Here is a 23,961-nt window from a genome sequence, read left to right as displayed (position 1 = left end):
ACCAGTTTTAACCACGAGTGAACACGAATGAACACGAATGCCCGGAAATGACACCTACAGCCGATTCGTGTCCGTTCGTGTTCATTCGTGGTTTTTCAGAATTCAGGGAGCCAGCAGTGCGAGCGCGGTGTCGCGCAGGGACTCCATGCTGATCCCGTAGTGCCGGAAGAGATCGGCCTGCGCGCCCGTGACGGTGTCCTCGTCGGGGAAACCGACCATCTTGAACTTCGGCGCGAGGCCGGCTTGGAGCAGTGTCGACGCAACCGCCTCCCCCAGCCCACCAGCAACCATGTGCTCCTCGACCGTGACGATGGCGCGGCACTCGCGCCCCGCCGCGAGCACCGCGGCGACATCGAGCGGCTTGACGGTGTGGAAACTCAGCACGCGGGCGCTGACGCCTTGCTCGGCGAGCGCCGCGGCGGCGAGCACCGCGTGGACGACGGTTTCACCGCTGGCGAGGAAGGCGACGTCGTGCGTGGGAGCGAGCTTGCTCGCGACAGCTCCGGCTGGAGTCGGCACCAAGTTCCCTTCCCCAGGAAACACCACGCGAGCGCGCCCGGGTTCAAACGGCGCGGCGCTGCCCGGCAAGTCGAGCATGGCAGCCTTGCCGAAACGGAGAAAAACCGGCCGCGTGGCGGCGCCGGCGTAGCGCACGGCTTCGCGCGTCTCGAAGTTGTCGGCCGGCGCGATGATCGTGATGTTGTGGATCGCGCGCATCACGGCGAGGTCGTGCAGCGAGTGGTGCGTCGAACCGAGCGCGCCGTAGCTGACGCCGGCGCTGATGCCGACGAGCACCGCGGGGACGTTCGAGTAGCAGACGTCGTTCTTGATCTGCTCGAGCGAGCGCGCGGTGAGGAAACACGACGGCGAGACGCCGAAGGCCTTCTTGCCGCACGCGGCGAGGCCCGCGGTGATGCCGACGAGGTTCTGCTCGGCGATGCCGACTTCGACGATCTGCCGCGGCAGCGCTTTGCCGAAAGGAGCGAGCTTGCCTGAGCCGCGCGAGTCGGAGGTGACGGCGACGATGCTCCGGTCGGCCGTGGCGAGCGCCTGCAACGTGTCCGCGAATTCCTCGAGATTGGCGCGGCCTTGCTTGAGGTCGAGTTTCGCGGCCAGCGCCTTCGCGGCGGGCGTGAGCATGGACGGGGCGGGCGCACTCATGCGGAGGCCTCCCGGAATCTCTGCTCGGCCGCGTCGAGTTCCGCGAGCGCCTGCGCGAGTTCGGCGTCGCTCGGGACACCGTGGTGCCACTTGCCGACGTTTTCCATGAAGCTGACGCCCTTGCCCTTCACGGTGTTCGCAATCACGAAGAGCGGCTTGCCGGGATGCGGCGCGGTGAGTGCAGCGGTGAGTTGCGCGTAATCGTGGCCGTCGACTGTGCGGACTTCCCAGCCGAACGCGCGCCACTTCTCGTCGAGCGGTTCGTTCGACATCACGTCGCGCGTGTGGCCGGTGATTTGAAGCGTGTTGTGGTCGAGAATGGCAACGAGGTTGTCCAAGTCGTAATGCGCAGCAGCCATGGCGGCCTCCCAGTTGGAGCCCTCGGCGAGCTCGCCGTCGCCGAGCAGCGTGAAGACGCGGAACGCCTCGCCGTCCATCTTCGCGGCGAGCGCCATGCCAAGGCAGATCGGCAAGCCGTGTCCGAGCGCGCCGGTATTCATCTCCATGCCGCGGATTTTTCGCGTCGGATGCCCGACGTAGTAACTCTGGTAGTGACAGACCGTGCGCAGGTCGGCGTCGGGGAAGTAGCCGCGGTCGGACATCACGGCGTAGAGCGCCTCGACGCAGTGGCCCTTGCTCTGCACGTAGCGATCACGCGTGGGAGAGGCGACGGTCTCGGGCGCGACGTTGAGCACGCGGTGGTAGAGCGTATTCAGGATGTCGAGGCACGACAACCCGCCGCCGGTGTGGCCGGCGCCCGCCTCGTGGATGAGGCGCAGCATGCGGCGGCGGAGCGCGAAGGATTTGAGCGCGAGATCGCGGTCGGTCATGTCACTCCTGCGGCGCGGCGTGGTGATAGACTTCCCAGCCGAGATAGCGCTCGAAGGCCTCGGCGAGCACGCCGGCGGTGCGCGAGGCGTTCATAACGACATGGTGCTCGAAGCCCTCGCGGCAGACGTGGCGCATGAGTTTTTGCAGCTGCGGCACGTGCGCGACGGCGCGGTTGCCGAAGGTCTTCAGTTCGTCGTTGGTGAGCGCGCCTTCGCCGACGTAGGTGCGGATCTTGCCGGCAACGTCGTCCGTCGTGATGCGGCTGTAGGTGAGCGGCGCGGCCGGCGTGCGGCCGTCGAGCGCGCCCCAGGTGTTCTCGACGCCGAGCGTGGAGCCGAGGATGGGCGCGTTGAGGATCTTGACGTCGGGCAGGAACGATTTCGCCCAGTTGCCGCAATGAAAGAGCACGCACTTGTCGTCCGCGGTGCCGTAGTTGTTGTTCCAATCGACGAGCGCGCTCGGCGACTGCGACGCGAGCTGCATCGCATACATCGTGAGCACGCCGGTGACGTCGACCTCGCACGCGCTGGGGAGGAGACTCTCGCTCATCATGCTCATCGACGTGCAGACGTTGCAACCGTGGTTGGCCTGCAGCGAGGTCCAGCACTGGATGGCGGTCGCGTCGAGGTGGTGGGCGGCGACGAAATCGTCGAGCACGACACCGAGGCGTGCCATCTGCGCGAGCTTCGCGGGCGGGACGGCGGTGGCATTCGCGTAGGCGCGGATTTCTTCGATCTTGGCGACGAGCTTTGCATCCTTGTCACCGAGTTTGCCAGCGGCGCCGAGAATCTCGGACAGGTCGACCGTGGTGACGGAGATGCCGTTACGCTCGAGAATTTTCTCCGAGTAGCGGACAGTGTTGAACGCGCCCGGTCGTGCCCCGACGGCACCGATGCGGACGCGGCGGAGACCCTGCACGACGCGGCAGACAGCAACAAAGTTCTCAAGGTCGGCACGGAACGATGCGTCGCCCGGATGCACGACGTGCTTCGTCGTGAGCGTGTAGGCGATGCCGGCCTGGCGGAGATTGTTGCAGACGGAAATCTTGCCGCACCACGAGTCGCGGCGGCGCACGACGTCGAGCTTGTCGAGGTCGTCGGGGTAACCTTGCACGAGCACGGGCACGTTCAGCCCGGCGAGCTTCAGCGTGTCGGCCACACCCTTCTCATCGCCGAAATTCGGCAGGCACACGAGGACGCCGCTGAGGCGGTCGCGGTGCTGGCGGAAGAGTTCGGCGCATTTGCGCGCATCATTGTGCGTCTCGACGCTGCCCAGCTTCGTGGCATTCGCGTCGAGCATGATGGCCTCGAGGCCAAGTTCGCCGAAGAGCTTCGTGATGTCCGCGCGGGCGTCCGGCACGAGCCGGTCGGGGAAGAAGTCGCGGTTGCCGAAGATGACGCCGAGCGCCACGGGAGTTTTTTTCATGGGAACGACCGGCGCAGTTCCGGGCCGCGCCGAATGGGGCTGTTGAGGAAGTAGAAAAAGGGGTGCGCGCGGCCACGCTGGACCGCCGGAAAAGCCTATCGTAACTTCCGGGAGGTTTCTTCCGCCTTTGCGCCGAATTTCGCCGGAATCCTAAGCCGGAAAATTGCGGCAATCTGGACCGCGAACCGCCGATTTCAGCGCAACATCTCCGGCCAGCCTCACGCGCGGTCGTATCGCGGGAGTTGCGCAAGCGCCGCCACGAGTCTTCAGGCAGTGTGCCGCGCTGACGACGCGAGGGGGGGGCTCAGCGCGCGAGCTCGGCGGCGCGCCGCTCGCGCCAGACCGGCTCGAGGCCGGCGGCGGCCTTGATCGCGGTGCCGACCTGCGGACCGTTGTTCAACCAGACGTTGCCCGGGCCGGTGGCATTCTTGAGGAAGCGCTCGGCCGGACACCAGTTGTCGCGCACGGTGATGAACGACGAACCCTCGTCGGTGTAGAGATAGAACCAGTGCTCGGGATCGTGCACGAAGGGGCTCATGACGATCGGCTCGACGACGTTCTCGCTGACGATCGTGCCGGGTTGGTTCGAGAGCGTGTAGATGCCGGCGTTGTCGGCCGTGCGCGTGGCGACGCGCCGCAGCAGGTTGGCGTGCACGCGATTGTTGCGCATCGCGTTCGGCGTGCGCGTCCAGCCGAAGCCCAGGCTGATGCCCGTGTAGGATGTGTCGCGCACCTCGTTGTGCTCGATCGCGGTGTCGCGCACGAAGCCGGCGATGATCGCCACCCCGCCCCAGTCCTCGTTGGCGCAATCGGCGATGAGGTTGTTCGCAACGCGAATGCCGGAGACCACCGCGCGGTCGTCGGCCGGCGCGTAGGGCAGATGCGCCTCGAATCCTCCCTCGGCAAACGCGCCGAGCATCACGCCGTTGATGCCGATGTCGCGCCCGACACAGCCCTCGACGGCGCTGTCGCGGACGCCGGATTGCAGATCGATGCCATTCGCGGCCGCGTGGCGCACGGTGCAATCGACCAGACGCACGTCGCGCGCGCCGCTCACTTCGATCGCGGCCGGCGGGCGGCCGAGCCATGCCTGGTTGTCGAGGCTTCGCCAGTCGGGCGTGCCTTTCGGCTTCAGCGCATACGCGTCGGTCATGAACAAGCCCGCCTGCAACGGCACATGGCCGAGCAGCGACGGACGCAGCCACGTCGTGTGCGCGAACTCGACGCCCTCGACCGTCACATGCTCGACCGGACGGTCGAGCGTGCCGGCGACGCGGACGAGCGTCTCCAGCGCGGGCGCGATCACCTCGGCCTGAGCAAGATCCTCGCCCGAGCGTGGCCAATAATAGACAACGCCGGCGCGCAGGTCGGCGAACCACTCGCCGGGCGCGTCGAGATAGGCAATCGAGTTGGCGAGGAAGAACGCGGCGTTCTTGCCGTCTTTACCCGGCATCGGCGGCTGCGGCCACGGATGCTCAAATTCCACGCGGCTCTCCGGATCGTGAAACTCCACGCGCGCGACCTCGCCGGCCACGGCGCGCGACTTTATCCGCAGCACGGCGATCTCCCATGCTTGGAGCAGAATCATCTCCACCCCGCGCAAATCTTCCGGCAGCGCGAGACTCGCGGGGAATTCCGCACGGCGCGCCGTGCGGTCCCACCCGGTCAGGCGCTCCATCGCGTCGCCGTTCGGCGTGCGCGCGCGGATGGCTTTGCGCCCGGTCACCCAGAGTTGCCGGAATTCGAGCGCGCGTCCGTTAAACATCGGCAACGGCGCCACCCACACATGACCACGCGCGGCGGCGGGCAACCCCGCAGGCGTTTCGTCGGCCGGCCGCCAGTCCACCACGCGAACGCCGCCGCTCACGATCGGACGTTCGTCCCGGGCCGCGACGATCCGCGTCGGCGCGGTCGCCGTGCCGCTGTCTTCGGGACGCAGAAGAATCGGCTCGTAGAGCGAATAGGTGCCACCGCGCAGGACGACGCTCACGCCGTCCGCAGCGGCCGGGTCCTTGAGCCGGCGCCATTCGCGGCCCTTGCGCAACGCGGCGGACACGGTGGCGAGCGGCGCTTCCGCCGTGCCGGCGTTCGTATCCGCGCCCGCGGGCGCGACCCAGATTTCGCCGGCCTCAGCGACGAGCGCGCCGACCAGCGCGAGGGCGGCGAGGCACGCCGCTTTCATTTCTTGGTTCCCTCGTGCATGGCGTGCTGCAGACGATACTCGCGCGGCGTGCAGCCGCAGGCGCGGCGGAAGGTCTCGTTGAAGCGGCTGATCGAGTTGAAGCCCGACGCGAACGCGACCTCGACGATCTTGTCGTCGGTCGTGGCGAGCAGGCGCTGCGCGTGCGAGATGCGATGGTGCATGAGGTAATCGAGCAGCGTCGTCCCAAACGCCTTCTTGAAGAGACCCATCGCGTAATTCGGATGCAGGCCGACGCTGCGGCCGATCTCGGTCACGGTGAGCTGCTCGGTGTAGCGCTGGGCGATGACGCAGGCGATTTGCTCGACCTTGTTGAGTTCGCCGCCTTGCAGGCTGGTGGCGCGCGCCTTGGCTTTCGGGCCGGCCGCGCCGACGGCCAGCGGCAGCGCTCCGATCATGCGCCGCAAGCGCGCCTCCATCTCGAGCATGACGACGTGGCGCACATCGTCGTCGGGTTGCTGGAGATCCTGCTCCCACTGCGCAAAGAGGTCGTGGTCGTGCCGTTCTCGCGGGCCGAGTTTTTCGGTGAGCACCTCGCCGCGCAGCAACGGCTGCACGAAACGATCGGTCAGCTTGCACTGCAGGAACCACGCGAGCGGTATCGTCGCGACGAAATACGAGGTCTCCTTCGCGAAATCGACGATTTGGTGCGGGATCGCGGCCCAGAAGACGTTGAGCGAACCGGCCTCGAGCTGCACCTTGCGCCCGCCGAGCAGGTAGCTGACGTGACCCTTGGTGAGCAGGTTCAGCTCGATCTCATTGTGGTGATCCGGCCGCCGCATGGGCGAAGGCGTCCAGTGCACGCAGGAAAATCCATACGGCGTGAAGTCGGGACGATCGGGATCGAAGGAGACGTAGGGCAAGTCTTAGGAACGCGACAAAAACAGCGGGAAAACCGATAGCAGCGAACCGGGAAATTGGATAAGAATATTTTCAGGTCAACCCCCACAGTCCTCCGGGCCGAAAAATTTCCGTGCCATCGTTGAATCCTGCCACTCGGCCGCTGCGAGCAGCGCGCGCTGCGCTGCTCGGCGTGAGCATTGTCTGGTTCGCCGCGACCGCACTTGCCGCGCCGCTCGCGTGGAAAAGCACCGCCACCGGCACGGATGTGCCGGTCGAGCTGCGCGACCCCACCCACGTCACGACCGCACCGGCTCCGCTGATCATCTACCTGAAGAACCTCGCCGCGCCGCGCATCGGCACCGAGAGCGACGAGGCCATCCTCGCCGATTTCGACCGCACCGGCTATCGGGTGGCGATCTTCGACTACGCGAAAAATGCCCGCGCGCGCTGGCCGTGGCTCAACCGCGATTTTACCGAGCTCCGCGCCGCGATTCACCGGCGCGCTTTTCTCGCCGACATGAAACTCGATCCCGCGCACATCTTCATCGTGCCCGCCGGCTACCGACTGGCGCGCGAGGTGCCGTTCGCCCGCGACGGCGCACGCGTGCTCGCGATGGACATCCTTTACCCGGCGAAGCCCGCGCGCCCGGTCGGCACGGTTCTCGAATTCTCCTGCGACAACGCCGACCGCATGGGCAACTTCTCGCTGCAATTCTGCACCGACACGCTGCTCGAGGGCGCGGCGACCGAGGGTTTCGCCGCTGCGATGGCCGACCATCCCGTGCCCGCGCCCTACAAGGGACTCGATGCCATGCCCGAGTGCGCGCAACGCATCAAAGCCGCCGTGCGCACGCTGCGCGCCGTCGCCACGGAGCTGCCGCTTGACGGTCGCATCGTCCCGGTCGGCTTCTCGCGTGGCAGCGGCATGGCGCTGCTGCTCGCGACGACGCGCGGCCACGCGGAATTCGACTCGCTCGGCGAGCATCGCGCCGTCTCCAGCGACGTGCAGGGCGCCGTCGTGCTCTCGGGTCGCTTCACCTACCTCGATCTGCTCCCGCACGACGCGATGATTCCGCGCTACGTAGCTGCGTGGGGTGAGCGCACGGCGCACAATGAGGTCTGGCGCGCGCATGGCGCGCTCGATTTTCTCCGCGGCCCGACGGTGCCGCTGTTTCTCAGCATCAACGCCACCGAATCTCCCGATGCCCTGCACCAGATGAAAGTGCTGCGCGCGCGACTCGGCGAACTCGGCTCGCCGTTCGAATATCATCCGGAAGCGGAGCCGCGCGGTCACCGTGTGCCGCTCGCGCCGGAAGTGCTGAATCCCCTGCTCTCCTACTTGCGCGCCCAGCTCGGAGCAGCCGCGCCCGCGCCTGCGCCGTCTCCTCTTCCAGCTCGCCTCCCGTCCCCATGAAACTCCGGCTCGCCGCCCTGCTTTGGCTCTGCGCCACGCTCGCACTCGTCCGCGCGCAGGAATTCGCCCCCACCGGCATCACGAACTCCTCGCGCGTGCCCGAGACCGCGCTGCCGCCGCCGGTCGTGCCCGACGCCGCCCGCTTCAACGACTACTTCGAGCCGCTCCGCACCGAACACGCCGCGATTTCCCCTGACGGACGCTACCTCGCCTTTTCCATTCGCGAAGAAAGCAAGCTCTACGTCGTCACCGCCGACTTGAATCAACCCGACGCCGCGCGCGCCAAGATCCTCGTCGCCGACGACGCGACGTCGACTCCGGCGCAAATCGCGCATCAGTTCGAGCCCACTCCTGCGCGCATCCTCTGGATGTCGTGGGCCACGCCGACGCGCCTGGTCATCCAGACCAACCGCGTCACCGACACCGCGATCGGATTTCCGCCCCGCTGGATCAGCGCATCGGGCACCCTTTTCGGAATCGACTTCGACGGCCGCAACGCCGGCCAGCTCGTCGGCCCGCGCGATTTAGCCGAGAGCCAGCTCGAGATCCCCCAATCGACGCTTGTCGACCGATTCACCGTGCAGCGCAACGACACCTCGTTCGAGCAGCGCGTGAACACGCCCGACCGTCCCGCCGCCACCGACACCTCCGGCGGCAAATTCGGCAACGACCTCAACGTCGCGGCCAACCCCGAGCTCGCCTCGACCCCGGAGGCCGCCGCCTCGACACTCACCGAACGTCCGGGCAAGGAGCCGCGCTCGCTGCGCACGTTGCGCCGCGATCCGCTGCACCCGGCCGCCGTGCATCTGCTCGCCACGGGCGTCGGCGAATCGCGTTCGCTCCAGCTTTTCTCCGTCGACACCACGACCGGCAAGCTGACCGGCGTGAACAGCGATCGCGTCCGCGCCGATCAGGACTTCCTGCTCGATCAACAGGGTTTCATGCGGCTCACGATCCCGAACTCGATGCTCACGCGGTTTCCGTTCCGCTACGACTATCTCGGCGCAAAAGCGGAAAGCGCCGGCCGGCCGCTCGCCACCGTCCTCGGTTTCGGCGAGTTCGCGATCTCCCCGCAGAACTATTTCGGCGAACGCGAACTGCCGCTCGGCTTCGACTCGAGCGGCGACATCCTCTTCTACGCCTCCAACCGCGGGCGCGACACCTTCGCCGTCTACGGTCGCCATCTGAGCACCGGCCAGCCGGCCAACGTCGCGTTCGAGAGCCCGCACTTCGACCTCATCGGCGCGCCGACCGACGCGTTCCCGCCCGACACGCTCGTCTTCGATCCGCACACCTTGGAATTCGCCGGCATCCGCTACGACGCCGCGATGCGCACGGCCGCGTGGCTCAAGCCCGAGTGGCGCGACGTGCAGGCCACGCTGGAGAAAAAATTCCCCGGCCACGCCGTCGACATCCTCGACTGGGACGCGGCCGGCCGGCGCTTCATCGTCGCGACGCAAAGCCCCGCCGACGCGGGTGCGTTCTACGTCTTCGACCGCGAACGCAGCCAGCTCTCGCAATTCGCGCGCCGGGCGCCGTGGCTCGATGCGCAACACACCTTCGCCACGATTCCGTGGCGCTACGAGCGCACCGACGGCACGCCGATCACCGGCCTCATCACCGTGCCGACCAGCGCGCGCATCAAGCCTTTCCCCATGGTCATCGTCTGCCCCGACGTCCCGTGGCAGCATGTCAGTTCGAATTTCCGCACGGAGATCCAGGCCCTCACCGACATGGGTTTCGCCGTCGTGCAATTCAACGGCCGCGGCGCGTGGGGACTCGGCGTGAAACACCGCGATGCCCTTCGCGCCGGCTACGATCTCGTGCAGGTCGACGACATCGTCACGACCATCGACGAGTTGGAAAAACGTTTTCAGGTGAACCCGAAGCGCGTCGCGCTCTTTGGCCGCGGGCACGGCGGGTTCATCGCCTTGCGCGCGCTGCAGGATCATCCGGAGCGCTTCCGTTGCGCCGTCGCCCTCGACGCGCCGATCGACCTCGCCGGATGGATTCGCGAGCAATACTGGACCGAGGGCGCGGCCTACCCGCAACTGGTCCGTAGTGCGTTCGGCGACGAGGCGCGCCTCGCCGCCGCGCCGCTCCGGAGCCACCCGGAGAAAATTAGGAAGCCGATCCTCGTGCTCTCATTCCCGGGTCGCGAAGGCGAATTGCGCCGCGGACAATATCTCGCCGCCCGCGCCTTCGCCGCCGCCGCCGAAAAAAATACCGATGTCACTTTCGGGGATTTGCCGACCGACTACGCCCGCGGACTCCCGCGCGCGCGCGCCGGCTCGTTCGCCAAGGTCGAGGAGTTCCTCAACCTCCACGTCTACAGTTACAACGTGAAGCCCGGCGACGTTCGCGAAGTGAAGGAGTCCGCCAAATAAACCGCGCGCCCTGCCGCGGCCGCGCGCCGCGATTTGCGGATTTGTATTTCCGGAATTCTCATCTCGGGCTTAGGAACTAGGCAAATTTCGTCCGAGTGTCGGGAGAATCGGGTATCCGCTCATGGTATAACCCCCATACCCAATCGACCGCGAGCCACCTCCTCGCGGGTTATCCACCCCTCAAACCCTGCACACCGATGCGCTGTATACCACCCACCCGGGCCGGAGCGATGTTGTCTCTTTGCGTCCGCTTCTCCCGCGTCCTCGCGCTGGCCTTCGCCACCACGCTGATCACCGTCTCCGCCACGGCCCAAACTCCCGCCACCGGCACGATCCGCGGTAACGTCACCAACGCCACCAACGGCCGCACGCTCGAGAACGTCGTGCTCCGTGTCAGCGGCGGCAAACAGGCGATCTCCAATTCCTACGGCGACTACGAGTTCACCGGCGTGCCCGCCGGCGAAGTCCAGGTGCGCGCCAGCTACGTCGGCGAGCCCGACATCGTCGCGACCGTCAACGTCGCCGCCGGCGACGTCACGCGCCGCGATTTCGTTTTCCGCGAGAACGCCGTGGAGGGCCAACCCCAGACGAACAAGAACGGCGCCGTCGAACTCAGTCCCTACACCGTCAACGCCGAGCGCTACCGCAATGCGCGCGCCGTGGCCACGGCCGAGGAGAAGAATTCGATCAACATCAAGAACGTCGTCTCCACCGACCAGTTCGGCTACATCCCGAGCGGCAACGTCGGCGAGTTCGTGAAATTCCTCCCCGGCATCCAGCTCGACTACGGCACCCCGAGCGGCGGCGCCGGCGGCTTCGCCGACAGCGCGGCGCAAGGCGTCTCCGTTCGCGGTTTCGGTCCCGAAGACACTACCATCCTCATCGACGGCCTGCCAGTCACCGCCACTCTCCCGGGCAGCCTCACCCGCCAGGTCGGCCTCGACCAGCTCTCGATCAACAACGCCGAGCGCGTCGAACTCATCAAGGTCGCCACGCCCGACATGCCGATGAACTCCGTCGGCGGTCAGATCAACCTGATCACGCGCAACTCGTTCGAATACGCGAAGCCTACCTACAGCGGCCGCCTCTTTTTCAACTGGAATGACATGCAGACGAGCGTCTTCAAGAAGACGCCCGGCCCGGTGAACAAGGCCACCTACAAGACGACGCCCGGCTTCGACGGCACCGCCGCCTACCCTTTCAGCAAAACGTTCGGCGTCTCTTTCAGCGCCGCGTGGAATCAGGAGTTTACCGACAGCTGGCGCGCCCAGCCGCTGTGGAACAACAACCAAGCGGCGAACTACCAAACCGGCGCCTTCGTCAACGCGGCCGGCCAGGCGTCGTCCCTCGCGAATCCCGTCCTCACGCGCTACCAGATTACCGACACGCCCATGATCACCGAGAAACGCTCGGGCAACTTCCGCGTCGATTGGCGCCCCACGCCCAACCAGACGGTCAAGGCGAACGTCCAATACAGCTCCTACGACGGCCGCGAAGCGCAACGCCGCCTCGACTTCCGCCCCACCATCGCCGCCACCGGCGCGGATTGGGACGCCACCAAGGTCGTCGGCACCACTGCCAACAGCACCATCGCCAGCACCGTCACCACCCGCGACCGCGTGGGCAACACCCTCAGCGGCCAGCTGCAATACGACGCTAATTTCTGGGGCTTCCAGATCAACGCGGCCGGCAGCTACTCCACGTCCAAGGCCGACTACGAGGACGAAAAGAACGGCCACTTCTCCGGTCTCGACCTCAACCTGAATCCCGGTCGCGTCGCGCTCTACGGCCTCGACCGCGGCATTCCGAACCAAGTCCTCGCCTACACGCGCACCACGAATCTGCCGGTCGACTACACGCAACTCGCCAACTGGTCCGGCACCTCCGGCGCCAAGGCGCAATCCGGCGAAGCCCACAATGAGCGCGACATCGGTCTCTGGAAGATCGACGTTTCCCGCCCGCTCGACTTCCTGCACTTCCTCGGTTCGAACAGCCTCACCGTCCAGACGGGCTATCGCCACGACGAGGAAACCAACAGAAAGTCCGGCCGCGGCACCGGCTACGCGCAGATTCTGAAGCCCGGCGCGAGCTTCACGGTCGCCGACATTCTCGACACCGACTACCTCAATCAAAGCCCCGGCTTCGGCCTGGCGCCGCAGCAATGGGCGTCGACCTACAAGCTCTATCAGCTGAACCAGGCGCAGAACATTTTCTACGCTCCCACCGAAAACGAATCCACCAACACCGCGGTCAACAACTACGCCAGCTACGTCAATCAGCAGAAGGACCTCAAGGAGAGCACCGACGCCTGGTATGGCATGATCTCGGGCCGCTTCTTCGACGGCCGCCTCAGCTTCGTCGGCGGCATGCGTCAGGAATCCAAGTCCCGCGTCGGCAAGGCCCCCTTCACCGACAACAAGTGGAATTTCGTGAAGAACAACGACGGCACGCTCTACTATGATGCTGCCCATCCGGCCGGCGTGACGACCAACAGCGCCTCGAGCGATCTCTTCGCCAGCACCGCCGCCGGCACCACGCTGCGCAACGCCCTCACCGCCGCCGGCATCGCTTTCCCGACCACGCCCTACGGCGCAGTCGCCAGCGACATCAACGCCAAGCGCCTCCAGCTCATCCCGCTCCGGGAAGTCGACCAGCACATCACCGGCGATCCCTCCTACAGCTTCAACACCGTCTATCAGCTCACCAAGAAGATCAACCTGAAGGCCGCCTTCTCCCGCTCCTTCAAGCTCCAGAATCTCGAGGACGGCAACGTCGGCGTCATCTCCGGCAACAACCAGTTCAGCTTCACCGAATACACGCCCACCGAACAGACGTCGAACAACGGTGCGAAAGGCCAGATCTCGATCGCCAATCCCGCCCTCAAGCCCGAAACCTCCAAGAACTGGGACTTCGAAGCCTCCTACTACAACGATAATGGCGGCAAATTCACCGTCTCCTATTACACCAAGTCGATCACCAACCAGGCGATGACGCTCACGACCTACTCGGGCACGCCCGCTTTCAACGCCGTCATCACCGCCATGGGTCTCGATCCAGCTGAATACGAGGACTGGCGCATCGTCACCTCAACCAACGCCGACACCGTGCAGAAGACCTCCGGCTGGGAATTCGAAATTCGCCAGGACCTCGGCGTGTTCGGTCACTGGGGCCGCCGCTTCTCCGGCTTCGCCAGCTACTCGATGACCGACTTCCCCGCTCCCGCCGCGGCGCAACCCGTCTCGATCACCAATCCCAACGGCACCACGACGGTCTTCACTCCCTCCGTGAAGACCGTCACGCTCCGCGCCAACCGCTTCGGTGGCGCCGGCCTCCAATACGCCGGCGACAAACTCACCGTCCAAATGCGCGCTGCCTACCGGAACGACAACGAAGACGCCTCCACGCGAATCACTGTCAACGTCAACGGCACGCCCGTCATCATCCGCAAAATCCAGCCCGCCGAGACTCGCGTCGATCTCAATGTCAGCTACCTCTTGAGCAAGCACTACAGCCTGTTCCTCAGCGGCCGCGACATCTTCAACGGCGAGCGCGAGCAAATCTGGCGCGACGATAACGGCCAGCTCGCCGGCTACGCCAACCTCTCCGACCTGCGCCGCTTCGGCGTCACCTGGACCTTCGGCGTCAGCGGCTCCTGGTAATTTTGCTTGGGGGTTAGTTTGTTTGCAATCGGCCCGGTCTCTCGCGGACCGGGCCTTTTTTCTCGAATACCATCGTCATACCGTAGCGTTCCACCGCTCGCTCGCGTCTTCTCCGCACATGTTCGCCCGCGTCCTCCGCCCGCTCGCTTTCGCCGCCATCCTCGCTCTCGCCCGCGCCGGCGACACGCCGCCTCCTCCGCCCGCGGAACTCGTGCAACGCGCCGAAAAAATCGTCGCCGCACTGCACCTCGCCGACTCCGCGCAGGCCGTCCGCGTGCGCGACCTCGTTGCCCGCCAATACGAGCAGCTCCGCGGGATTCACCAGCTGCGCGACACCGGCCTCAAAACCGCGAAGGAGTCCGCCGACAACAAGGCCGCCGCCGAAAAGCGCCGCGCCGAAGTCCTCGCACAAACCGACGCGCGCCTGTCCACGCTCCACGCCCAATACCTCGCCGCTCTCGCCGCCGAACTCACGCCCGTGCAGATCGACGCCGTGAAAGACGGCATGACCTACGGCGTGCTCCCGCTCACGTTCCGCGTCTACCAACAGATGCTGCCCGATCTCACCGCCGAGCAGAAGGCCCATATCCTCGCCTGGCTCACCGAAGCGCGCGAGCACGCCATGGACGGCAGCACCTCCGAGGAGAAGCACGCTTGGTTCGGCAAATACAAGGGCCGCATCAACAATTACCTCGCGAAAGCCGGCTACAACATGAAGGAAGCCGAAAAAAATCTCACCCACCCCGCCGCGCCCGCGGCCAAGTAATCCGCCCCGTTTTCATCGCTCCCATGAAGCTCCATCATCTTACGCGCCGCACCGTCGCCGCGCTCGCGCTCGGATTCATCGCGACCGTCGCTCTCGCCCAAGGCTACCCGCAAGTTCCCGCCGATCTCAAAGCCGCCGCCGAAAAACAAAAGCAGGCCGCCGACCGGCGCTCCGACGAGATTTTCGCCCGCCAGCTGCCCGAGATCGAAGCCTGGGCGGCAAAAGGGAAACCCTACCTGCCCGGCGCCGCCAAGCCCGCCGATCTGCCACAGGCGAAGATTCCCGCGTTCCCCGGCGCGTGGGGCGGCGGCATGTATTCCTTCGGCGGCCGCGGCGGCAAAGTCATCGTCGTCACCTCGCTCGCCGACTCCGGCCCCGGCACGCTGCGCGAGGCGCTCGAGACCGCCGGCCCGCGCATCATCGTCTTCAACGTCGCCGGCATCATTCATCTGAAAGACCATCTCCGCATCCGCGCCCCCTACGTCACGCTCGTCGGCAACACCGCGCCGGGCGACGGCGTCTGCATCGCCGGCAACACCGTCGAAATCGAAACCCACGACGTCATCGTCCGCCACCTGCGTTTCCGCCGCGGCGAGACCGACCCGGCCGACCGCGACGATTCCCTCGGCGGCAATCCGGTCGGCAACATCATGATCGATCACGTCTCCACCTCGTGGAGCCTCGACGAGAACCTCTCGATGTATCGCCACATGTATCAGCCGCCCGGCGGCGGCAAGGAGCTCAAGCTCCCCACGGTGAACATCACGATCCAGAATAGCATCTCGTCCGAGTCGCTCAGCACCTATCACCACGCCTTCGGCTCCACCATCGGTGGACTCAACAGCACGTTCCACCACAACCTCTGGGCCTGCAACACCGGCCGCAACCCGAGCGTCGGCATGTATGGCGACTTCACCTTCGCCAACAACGTCCTCTTCAACTGGCGCCACCGCACCATCGACGGCGGCGACCACGCCAGCCTCTACAACATCATCAACAACTACTTCAAACCCGGCCCCGGCACGCCGGACGACGACGTCGCCTACCGCATCCTCAAACCCGAGTCCGAGCGCAGCCGCACTGCCGTGAATCACTTCGGCAAAGCCTACGTCGCCGGCAACGTCGTCGAGGGCAACGCGCGCGTGACGAAAGACAACTGGGACGGCGGCGTGCAGCCCGACGTCGTCAGCCGCGAGCGCAAATTCCGCGAGTTGATGGCCGCAGCTCCGAAAGACGGCGCGAAGCGCGACGAGTTCGCCGCGAAAACCCAGGCCCACGTCGACTCCCTGAAGTTCTACGTCGAGACCGAAGCCGACGCGCTCAAAGCCATTCGCGTCAACGAACCGTTCGCGCACGCGCAATTCCCGCTCACCTCCGCGCAGGAAGCCTTCGCCTACGTCGTCGCTCACGCCGGCGCCTACCTGCCCACGCGCGACGCCGTCGACGCCCGCGTGCTCGAACAAGTCCGCACCGGCAAAATCCCGCCGCGCACCATCTCGCCCGAGACACCGAAACTCGCCAAATTCTACGGCTACCAGCAGAAATTCACCGACGAGCTCCCCCGTTACGTCGCCGCCGGATTCGTGACCAACCCGAGCGAAGTCGGCGGCTATCCCGACTACCAAGGCACCCCCTACGTCGACAGCGACGGCGACGGCATGCCCGACGCGTGGGAAACCGCGCACGGCCTCAATCCGCACGACGCGTCGGACGCGCTCAAGGACGCCAACGGCGACGGCTACACCAACATCGAGAAATTCATCTACGGCCTCGACCCGCGCGCGCCGAAGACCGACTGGACCGACCTAAAAAACAACGTCGACCCGCTCGCGCAGAAATAACTCCGCAATTCCATCGGGCCGTTCGTCGAACGGCCCTTTTCCTTTTTGCCCGGTGGCCCACGACCTCCAGGCGCGGGTTTTCCCGATAACCTTCATCCGCTCCCCCGCCACATGCGCCTTTCGACGCTCGCCGCCACACTCCTCCTCGCCGCCACGTCTTCGGTCACCGCGGCAACGCCCGCGCCGACTTCGCCTTCAGGCTCCCAGCCCTCAGCTCTAGGCACTCAACTCTGGTTCAGCCATCCCGCCGCCAAATGGGAAGAGGCGCTCCCGATCGGCAACGGTCGCCTCGGCGCCATGGTTTTCGGCGGCACCGCCGACGAGCGCATCCAGTTCAACGAAGACACGCTCTGGCTCGGAAAACCGCACGACTACGTTCGCGCCGGCTCCGGCACAGCCCTCCCGGAAGTCCGCCGCCTCCTCGCCGCCGGCGACGTGAAAGCCGCCGAGACGCTCGCGCGCGCCCAAGTCCTCAGCGATCCCGTCCGCCAGAAAGCCTACCAACCGTTCGGCGACCTTCGCCTGCACTTCCCCGGCCACGCCGCCGCGAGCAACTATCGCCGCTCGCTCGAACTCGATACCGCCCTCGCCTCCACGCGCTACAACGTCGACGGCGTGACCTTCACCCGCACCGTCTTCGCGAGTTACCCGGACAACGTGATCATCGTCCGCCTCGAAGCCGACCGACCCGGCGCGCTCACCTTCACGCTAAAACTCGATTCGCCGCACAAGGACGCCGCGACCGAACCGCTCGCCGGTTCAAACGGACTCACGCTCACTGGCCGCGTCCAACCCGACGGCCTCCGTTTCGAGGCGCTCGTCACTGTCGATCACGAGGGCGGCACGCTGGCCGTCGCCGAAAACACCCTCACTCTTACCGGCGCCACCACCGCCACGCTCCGCCTCGTTGCCGCGACGAGCTTCGTCTCTTGGCAGGACATCAGCGGCGATCCCATCGCGCGCTGCGCTGATTACCTCGCGAAACTTGCGCCGCATTCCTACGCGCAGCTCCTCTCGCGCCACATCGCCGATCACCAGAAACTCTTTCGTCGCGTCGCGCTCGATCTCGGCTCCACGCCCGCCGCTGATCTTCCAACCGACGAACGCCTCCGCCGCGCCAAAGTCGCCGGCAACATCGACGCCGACCCCGCGCTCGCCGCGCTCGAATTCGCCTACGGCCGCTACTTGCTCATCGCCAGCAGCCGCCCCGGTTCGCAGCCCGCCAACCTCCAAGGCGTCTGGAACGAGCTCCTCAACCCACCGTGGGAATCGAAATACACCACGAACATCAATTTCGAGATGAACTACTGGCTCGCGGAGACCACCGGCCTCGGCGAATGCCACGAGCCCTTCTTCGCCGCCATCGACGACCTGCGCATCAGCGGCGCGCGCACCGCGCAAAAGCTCTACGGCGCACGCGGCTGGGTGCTGCACCACAACTTCGACCTCTGGCGCGGCACCGCCCCGATCAACAACATCGACGGCATCTGGCCCACTGGCGGCGCCTGGCTCTGCTGGCATCTCTGGGAGCGCTACCTTTTCACCGGAGACCGCGACTTCCTCGCGCAACGCGCCTACCCGGCGATGAAGGAAGCATCCCTCTTCTTCGTCGACAGCCTCATCCGCGAACCGAAGCACGGCTGGCTCGTCACCTCGCCGTCATTTTCCCCCGAGCAAGGCACGATGACGATCGGTCCCGCGATGGACACGCAGCTCATCCGCGCCCTCTGGCGCACCACGCGCGACGCCGCGCGCACGCTCGGACGCGACGCCGACTTCGCCGCCGAGCTCGACGCAAAACTGCAACAGCTCCCGCCCGACCTCATCGGCCAGCACGGCCAGCTCCAGGAGTGGCTCGACGACGTCGACGTGCCCAACAACGTCCACCGCCACATGTCGCCCCTCTGGGCGCTGTATCCCGGCGACGCTTTCACTCCCGCCAACGCGCCTGTCTACGCCGCCGCGAAAAAGCTCCTCGGATGGCGCGGCGACGGCAGCACCGGCTGGAGCTACGCGTGGCGCATTCCGCTCTGGGCGCGCGTCGGCGACGGCAACATGGCCTACCGCCAGCTCTCGCTGCTGCTCACGAAACGCACGCTCCCGAATCTCTTCGACCTTTGCGGCCCGTTCCAGATCGACGGCAACTTCGGCGCCACGGCCGGCATCGTCGAAATGCTCCTCCAAAGCCATCAACGCACCGCCGACGGCACCGTCATCCTCGACCTGCTCCCCGCGCTCCCGAAATCGTGGCCGACGGGCAGCATTAAGGGCCTCCGCGCCCGCGACGGCTTCACCGTCGATCTCGCCTGGCGCGACGGCGCACTTACCCACGCCGTCATCCGTTCGCACCTCGGCCGCCCGGCGCTGGTTCGCTCCGGCTCGTCCACGCTGCAACTCACCTTGCCCGCCGACGCCGAGCGCTCGCTCGACGCCCAGTTGCGCTGATCAGCGTTGCAGCGCCCGCAGTGCGGCCTCAGCCGCTTCGGCCGTGCGCCACGCGCTGACCGGCAACTCGTCGGCGCTCTTGAAAACCCGGAGCGCATCGGGCGACTCCAGCGCGACGTGCGACTCGTCGAAATCCGTCTTCAAACCGAACTGCTGCGCGAGGAAACGATACATCGCCGCCCGCTTCGCCGGACCGTAATCGTGCCCCTCGCCCGCCAGGTGGACGTTGGCCACCTTTGTCGGCGCATCGAAGAGACCGTAGACGTGCTGCAGAAAGGGAAACTCGCTCTCCGGCGTGAACTGCGTCCAGTCCTTGCCGTCCGAGACCACCAGCTGCGGCCGCGGGGCGGCGAGCGCGGCGATCATCGCATTGCTCGCGAAATGCTCCGGGCTGCGATGGATCGGCAGCCCACTCTCGCACGGACAACCGCCGAAGAAATACCCCGACACCATCACGACCGGCACGCTGACCGCGATCCGCGGCTCGAGCGCCGCGAGCAGGAACGCCTGCGCGCCGCCGCCGGATTCGCCGGTCACCGCGATGCGCTTCGCATCCACGCCGGGCAGCGACGCCAGAAAATCCACCGCGCGCAGCGCCGTCCACAGCTGCATCGTGAGCGAAAACGGCCGCCGATGCGCCTCGGGGCCGAAAGCGATGAGCGAGTCGCCATAGCCGAACATGTCGAGCGAGAGCACGACGGCGCCGCAGCGCGCCAGTGTCGCGCTGCGGCGCTGCACGCTCTCGGTAAACCTTCCGTGCCGCGCCCAATCCTCGGGCGCGTTCACTCCGGGTGTGTGGCCGTGCGTGGTCAGCACCGCCGGTGCGAGCTTCGCCGCCCGCAGCGGCCGGTAGAGATTGCCGCCGACAAACACCCCCGGCACGGGCTCGAACATCACGTTCTGCACCGTGTAGCCGTCGTGCGCCCGCGGCTCGCTCACCATCGCGTTCAACGGCGTGCGGCGCGGCCACGGCGCGAGGCCCGCGCCTTCCTGGATTTTCCGCCGCATCACGTCCGCATAGGCGGCCCAGGACGCCCGCGTGTCGAATTCCTTCGCCGCCGCGCGCAACACCGCATCGCCCTGCTCGGGCGTCAAAAAATCGCGCACGCACAACGCCGGGCCGTTCGCTGGCGCAGACGGCACAGACGACGGCAGCCAATTCACCGCCGCCGACGCCGCGGCGGCGGATGCGAACAGCAAGACCAGAGACTTCACCATGGGGCTTCGAAGGAGTAGACGCCTGACACCACCTCGATAACGGCACGGTCGCCCTCGGTGCGAACGAATTTTACCCCGACCGCCTGTGCAAGCGGCACGCCGCTCTCACGCACAGCGCTCGCTTCGCGCGTCGGCAGATGGATCGTTGCCGTCGCGTTTGCCGGCACAACCACGTGCAACCTGAATTTCCCCGCCGACGTCGCTGGCCCGGCAGCGATCGCCTCGCGCTCCCAACGCACCCGAAAATCGCCGCGCAGCGTCCGTTGCGTCGCCTCGGCCCAAGTGAGATCGCCGACCGGCTGCGGCCGAATGATCGCGTGCGCGAAGCCGGGCCGCTCCGGATCGGGCGCGATGCCTGCCACGCGCTGGTAGAACCACTCGGTGATTTGCCCGAGCATGAAATGATTGTGCGAGGCGCCGAGCGAGGCGTGCCACGATTCGGTGAGTGCGGTGGCCCCGAGCTTCAGCTGATAACCGTAGCCCGGCTTCTCGTCCTGATTGATCAGCCGATAGATCACATCGTCGCGCCCGGCCTGCGCGAGCGCGAGCAGCAGGTAACGAAAACCGATGTCGCCCGCGGTCGCATAACCCTTGGCCTCGACATCCTGGATCAAGGCCGCGAGCACCGCCGGACGGTCGCGCTCCTCGACGAGGCCCAGCGCGAGCGGAATGCACAGCGACGCCTGCGATGCCGTGCCGTAGAGGCCGTCGGCGCGGCGGAATTTGGCGATGTAGGCGCGACGGATTTCCTCGGCGCGCTTCGCGTAGTGCGCGGCGGCGTCGGATTGGCCGAGCAGCGCCGCCGTCCGGGCGAGAGAGCGCGCGTCCTCGAAGAGGAACGCCGTGGCCGTGATCGGTGCCGGCGTGAGGTTCGCGCGCTTGCCGCTGTTCAGTTCGTAGTCATACCAGTCGCCGAGTCCGTCACTCAGGATGTCGTGCTCCGCGCGCGACTCGAGGAAGGCGAAGTAGCGCTGCATCGCCGGATAATTGTCGCGCAGGAGCGAGTCGTCGCCGGTGAAGTCGCGCTGCTGCCACGGCACGAGGAGGAACGCCGCGCCCCACTCCGCCGCGTTGCGGAAAGCGCCTTTGAACTCGACGTATTCGGGCGCGATGTTCGGCACGAGTCCGTCGGGCAGCTGCGCCTCGGCCATGTCGCGCATCGCCTTCGCGTAAGTGCGCGTCACATCGAACTCATGGCGAATCGCGGGACCGTTGAGATGGAATTGCTCGATCCAGCCGAGTTTCTCGCGATGCGGGCAGTCCGTCAGGATCGACACGAGGTTCGACGCCTGCGCCCACCGCACCAGACCACGAATGCGATTCAGCAACGGATTCGAGGTGGCAAACTCTCCCGCCGCGGCGGCCGCCGCGCGCACGATCACCATTTGCAGCCGGTCGATCTTCGGCGCGACGCCGCCACTCGCCGCCGGAATCAGCTCCGCGCGGAGGTAGCGCGAGCCGACATAGTAGAATTGCGGGAACCAGGTCTCCGCGCCATCGGTGGCCTTCGTGTATTGCCACCACGCGCTGCCGCGATGCGCGCCGCCCATCGTGCCGCGCTCGATGCTGCCATCCGCTTTCACGACTTCGCCCGGCACGAGGCGCACCGTGACCCCCGCCGGGCCGCTCACCGTGAGCCGCGGCATGAACGACGTGTTCTGACCGAAATCGAACAGCACCGCGCCATCCGCGAGCGGACGCACGCTGACCGGGTCGCGTGTTTCCTGCGCGCGCAGCGGCTCATTGGCAAACGAGAGACCGCGCAGCGCGCCGAGCGGTGCCGTCGCCCGCTTCACCGGCGACCAACCGTCGGCCTTCGCGCCAGCGCGACTCCAATTCTCCGGCAGTCGCCGCGCATCGTAATCCTCGCCGCCGTAGGCGCTCGACCATGTGATCGGCCCCGGATGCGTGCGCCAGTCGTCGTCCGTGCCGACGAACTCCACGGTGCCGTCCGCATACTCGAGCCGCAGCTGCGCGATGGCGCGGAGTTCGCCGTAGTTGCTCGTGAATTTCGCGAAGCGGTTGTCCTTGCGCTCGACGTAATACATGCCGCGTCCGAGCGCGAGACCGATGGCGTTCGCTCCGGCGGCGAGCTGTGCCGTGACATCGTGGGTGTTGTAGAGAACGGTATCGCGGTAATCGGTCCAGCCGGGGGCGAGCAGATCGGCACCGACCTTCGCGCCATTGAGGAACGCCTCGTATTGCCCCAAACCGGTGACATGCAGCACGGCGCGCGTCAGCCCGGGCTTGACCGCGAACTCGCGCCGGAACAGCGCACCTTCGGCGCTCGGGGCCGCTTCGATCCACCGCGCCCGCCAGTCCTCCGATCGCAACACGCCCATCGTCCACTGCGCCGGAGCGCTCCACGGCGTCGGTTTCCCCGCCGCATCCCAGGCACGGACCTTCCAGAACACGCGCTGTGAACTCGTGAGCGCCCGCCCCGCGTAGGCAATCCATGTCGTCTCCTCCGATGTCACCCGGCCGCTGTCCCACAGATCGCCGCGCTCCGCCTCAAGTTGCGCGGGCGACGTGGCGACGAGCACCTGCCAAGCGGTTTGGCGCGAGCCGCGAGCCGCGGCATCGTCGTCGCGCACCTGCCAGCTCAAACGCGGAGTCGCGGCGTCGACGCCCAGCGGATCGACGGTGCTCTCGCACTTCAAGTTCACGACCTGCAACGCCGCCGAGGCAGCGGTGACCGCCCAGAACCAGGACAACGCAGCGAGCAGCTTCATAGTTTTTTCGGATCGAGCACCATGTGTTTGATGCGCGCGCGGTCCCAAGTGTAAGTGATGTGGACGAGTCCATCCCGCGTCTGAATGACCGCCGGATAAGCGTAGCCGGCCTTGTTCGGCTCTGTCTCTAGCGTCAGCACTCGCTCCCAATGCACGCCGTCCTTCGAGATCGCCACATCGAGCGGCCACCGGTCGCCCTTCGCCTCCTCCGCGCGATGGCCGCTGTGATTGTAGACGAGCAACTGTCGCCCGTCCGCGAGCGTGACGGCGTCGGTGCCGGAGTTCGGGTTCGGCAAATCGATCGCCGTGAGCGCGGACCAGGTCTTGCCGCCGTCCTTGGACCAAGTCTGCGCGTTCACGCCCTGGCGCGTGCGCGCGATCGCCTGCAAGCGTCCGTCGGTGTGGAAGAGCACGCTCGGCTGGATCGCATCGAAATGCGGGCCTTGCGGGACGGGCGCAGTGCGCGTCCACGTGGCGCCGCGATCGCGCGAGATCTCGAAGTGCAGCAGCCAGCCTTCCTTGTTGCCCTCGGTGCTCGAGGGCGAGAGCCAAGCGCCATCGGCGAGCTCGACCGGTTTGTTTTTAATCGGACCGAGGATGCCGTCAGGCAGGCGCGCCGGTTTGCTCCACGTTTTGCCGCCATCGCCCGAAGTCGTGACCATGCCCCACCATTTCGCCGGCGACGGGCCGACTTTGTAGAAGAGAAACAGCGGCGCGTTCTTCGGCGCAAAGAGCACGGGATTCCACGTCGGCTCGCGTTTGCCGTCGGCCTGCACACCGTTCGCCACTTCGACCGCTTCGGTCCAGTGACCCTCGACGCAGCGCGCCACCCAGATGCCGACGTCCGGCGCACGCTCCTTGGTGCCGCCAAACCATGCAGCGACCAGCTGCCCCGGCGCGACCTCCGCAATCGTCGACGCGTGACACGACGGATACGGCGCCTTTTCGAAGATGAATTCCGCTTTGACGAGCGCACCTGCTGGCGTCGCCGAGAGCGCTGCGAAGCTGAGTGCAAACCATAGAACGAGGTGACGCATAG

The 23,961-nt window shown here is 66.4% G+C and carries 14 protein-coding genes; 6 read left to right on the top strand and 8 right to left on the bottom strand.

The window, feature by feature from the left end; translation table 11 throughout:
* Positions 1-102 precede the first annotated feature (102 nt).
* The 5 genes from KF715_00190 to KF715_00170 all read right to left on the bottom strand — a co-directional run bounded on the left by KF715_00190 (position 103) and on the right by KF715_00170 (position 6,399).
* Complete coding sequence (locus tag KF715_00190; GenBank protein ID MBX3735079.1) at positions 103-1,161, bottom strand: hypothetical protein; 1,059 nt, start codon at positions 1,159-1,161, stop codon at positions 103-105.
* The gene (locus KF715_00185; protein ID MBX3735078.1) at positions 1,158-1,991 is read right to left on the bottom strand and encodes a transketolase; all 834 of its coding nucleotides are present in this window, start codon (positions 1,989-1,991) and stop codon (positions 1,158-1,160) included. Before KF715_00185 ends, KF715_00190 begins: the two co-directional genes overlap by 4 nt.
* 1 nt (position 1,992) lies before the next feature.
* Positions 1,993-3,417 (bottom strand): L-fucose/L-arabinose isomerase family protein, encoded by a 1,425-nt coding sequence (locus KF715_00180; GenBank protein ID MBX3735077.1) that lies wholly within the window; start codon positions 3,415-3,417, stop codon positions 1,993-1,995.
* A gap of 304 nt (positions 3,418-3,721) precedes the next feature.
* Positions 3,722-5,599 (bottom strand): right-handed parallel beta-helix repeat-containing protein, encoded by a 1,878-nt coding sequence (locus KF715_00175; GenBank protein MBX3735076.1) that lies wholly within the window; start codon positions 5,597-5,599, stop codon positions 3,722-3,724.
* Positions 5,596-6,399 (bottom strand): helix-turn-helix domain-containing protein, encoded by an 804-nt coding sequence (locus KF715_00170; GenBank protein MBX3735075.1) that lies wholly within the window; start codon positions 6,397-6,399, stop codon positions 5,596-5,598. Before KF715_00170 ends, KF715_00175 begins: the two co-directional genes overlap by 4 nt.
* Positions 6,400-6,599: 200 nt before the next feature.
* Between KF715_00170 and KF715_00165 the strand changes: the two genes are divergently transcribed.
* From KF715_00165 to KF715_00140, 6 genes are all read left to right on the top strand, one after another.
* Positions 6,600-7,874, top strand: a complete 1,275-nt coding sequence (locus KF715_00165; GenBank protein MBX3735074.1) for a hypothetical protein — start codon at positions 6,600-6,602, stop codon at positions 7,872-7,874.
* Positions 7,871-10,261, top strand: a complete 2,391-nt coding sequence (locus KF715_00160) for a prolyl oligopeptidase family serine peptidase (GenBank protein ID MBX3735073.1) — start codon at positions 7,871-7,873, stop codon at positions 10,259-10,261. Before KF715_00165 ends, KF715_00160 begins: the two co-directional genes overlap by 4 nt.
* 230 nt (positions 10,262-10,491) lie before the next feature.
* Positions 10,492-13,920: a TonB-dependent receptor gene (locus KF715_00155; protein MBX3735072.1), complete on the top strand. Its 3,429-nt coding sequence runs from the start codon at positions 10,492-10,494 to the stop codon at positions 13,918-13,920.
* A gap of 118 nt (positions 13,921-14,038) precedes the next feature.
* The gene (locus KF715_00150; GenBank protein MBX3735071.1) at positions 14,039-14,686 is read left to right on the top strand and encodes a DUF3826 domain-containing protein; all 648 of its coding nucleotides are present in this window, start codon (positions 14,039-14,041) and stop codon (positions 14,684-14,686) included.
* 23 nt (positions 14,687-14,709) lie between these two features.
* The gene (locus KF715_00145; GenBank protein MBX3735070.1) at positions 14,710-16,527 is read left to right on the top strand and encodes a hypothetical protein; all 1,818 of its coding nucleotides are present in this window, start codon (positions 14,710-14,712) and stop codon (positions 16,525-16,527) included.
* 111 nt (positions 16,528-16,638) lie between these two features.
* Positions 16,639-18,972, top strand: coding sequence for a glycoside hydrolase family 95 protein (locus tag KF715_00140; GenBank protein MBX3735069.1), 2,334 nt, complete (start codon positions 16,639-16,641; stop codon positions 18,970-18,972).
* Here KF715_00140 and KF715_00135 read toward each other — a convergent pair whose 3' ends face one another.
* From KF715_00135 to KF715_00125, 3 genes are read right to left on the bottom strand one after another with little or no spacing between them, the layout of a single operon-like run.
* Positions 18,973-20,190, bottom strand: coding sequence for an acetylxylan esterase (locus KF715_00135; GenBank protein ID MBX3735068.1), 1,218 nt, complete (start codon positions 20,188-20,190; stop codon positions 18,973-18,975).
* Positions 20,184-22,922 carry a family 78 glycoside hydrolase catalytic domain gene (locus tag KF715_00130; GenBank protein MBX3735067.1) on the bottom strand — a complete coding sequence of 913 codons (2,739 nt, stop codon included), beginning with the start codon at positions 22,920-22,922 and terminating at the stop codon, positions 20,184-20,186. The genes KF715_00135 and KF715_00130 overlap by 7 nt, the downstream gene beginning before the upstream one ends.
* Positions 22,919-23,959: an exo-alpha-sialidase gene (locus KF715_00125; protein MBX3735066.1), complete on the bottom strand. Its 1,041-nt coding sequence runs from the start codon at positions 23,957-23,959 to the stop codon at positions 22,919-22,921. Before KF715_00125 ends, KF715_00130 begins: the two co-directional genes overlap by 4 nt.
* Positions 23,960-23,961: the final 2 nt, after the last annotated feature.

Origin of the sequence: Candidatus Didemnitutus sp., assembly GCA_019634575.1 — a bacterium.
GTDB lineage: Bacteria > Verrucomicrobiota > Verrucomicrobiia > Opitutales > Opitutaceae > Didemnitutus.
Note: the sequence above shows the minus strand (reverse complement) of the source record. Positions and strands in the feature narration are given on the sequence as shown.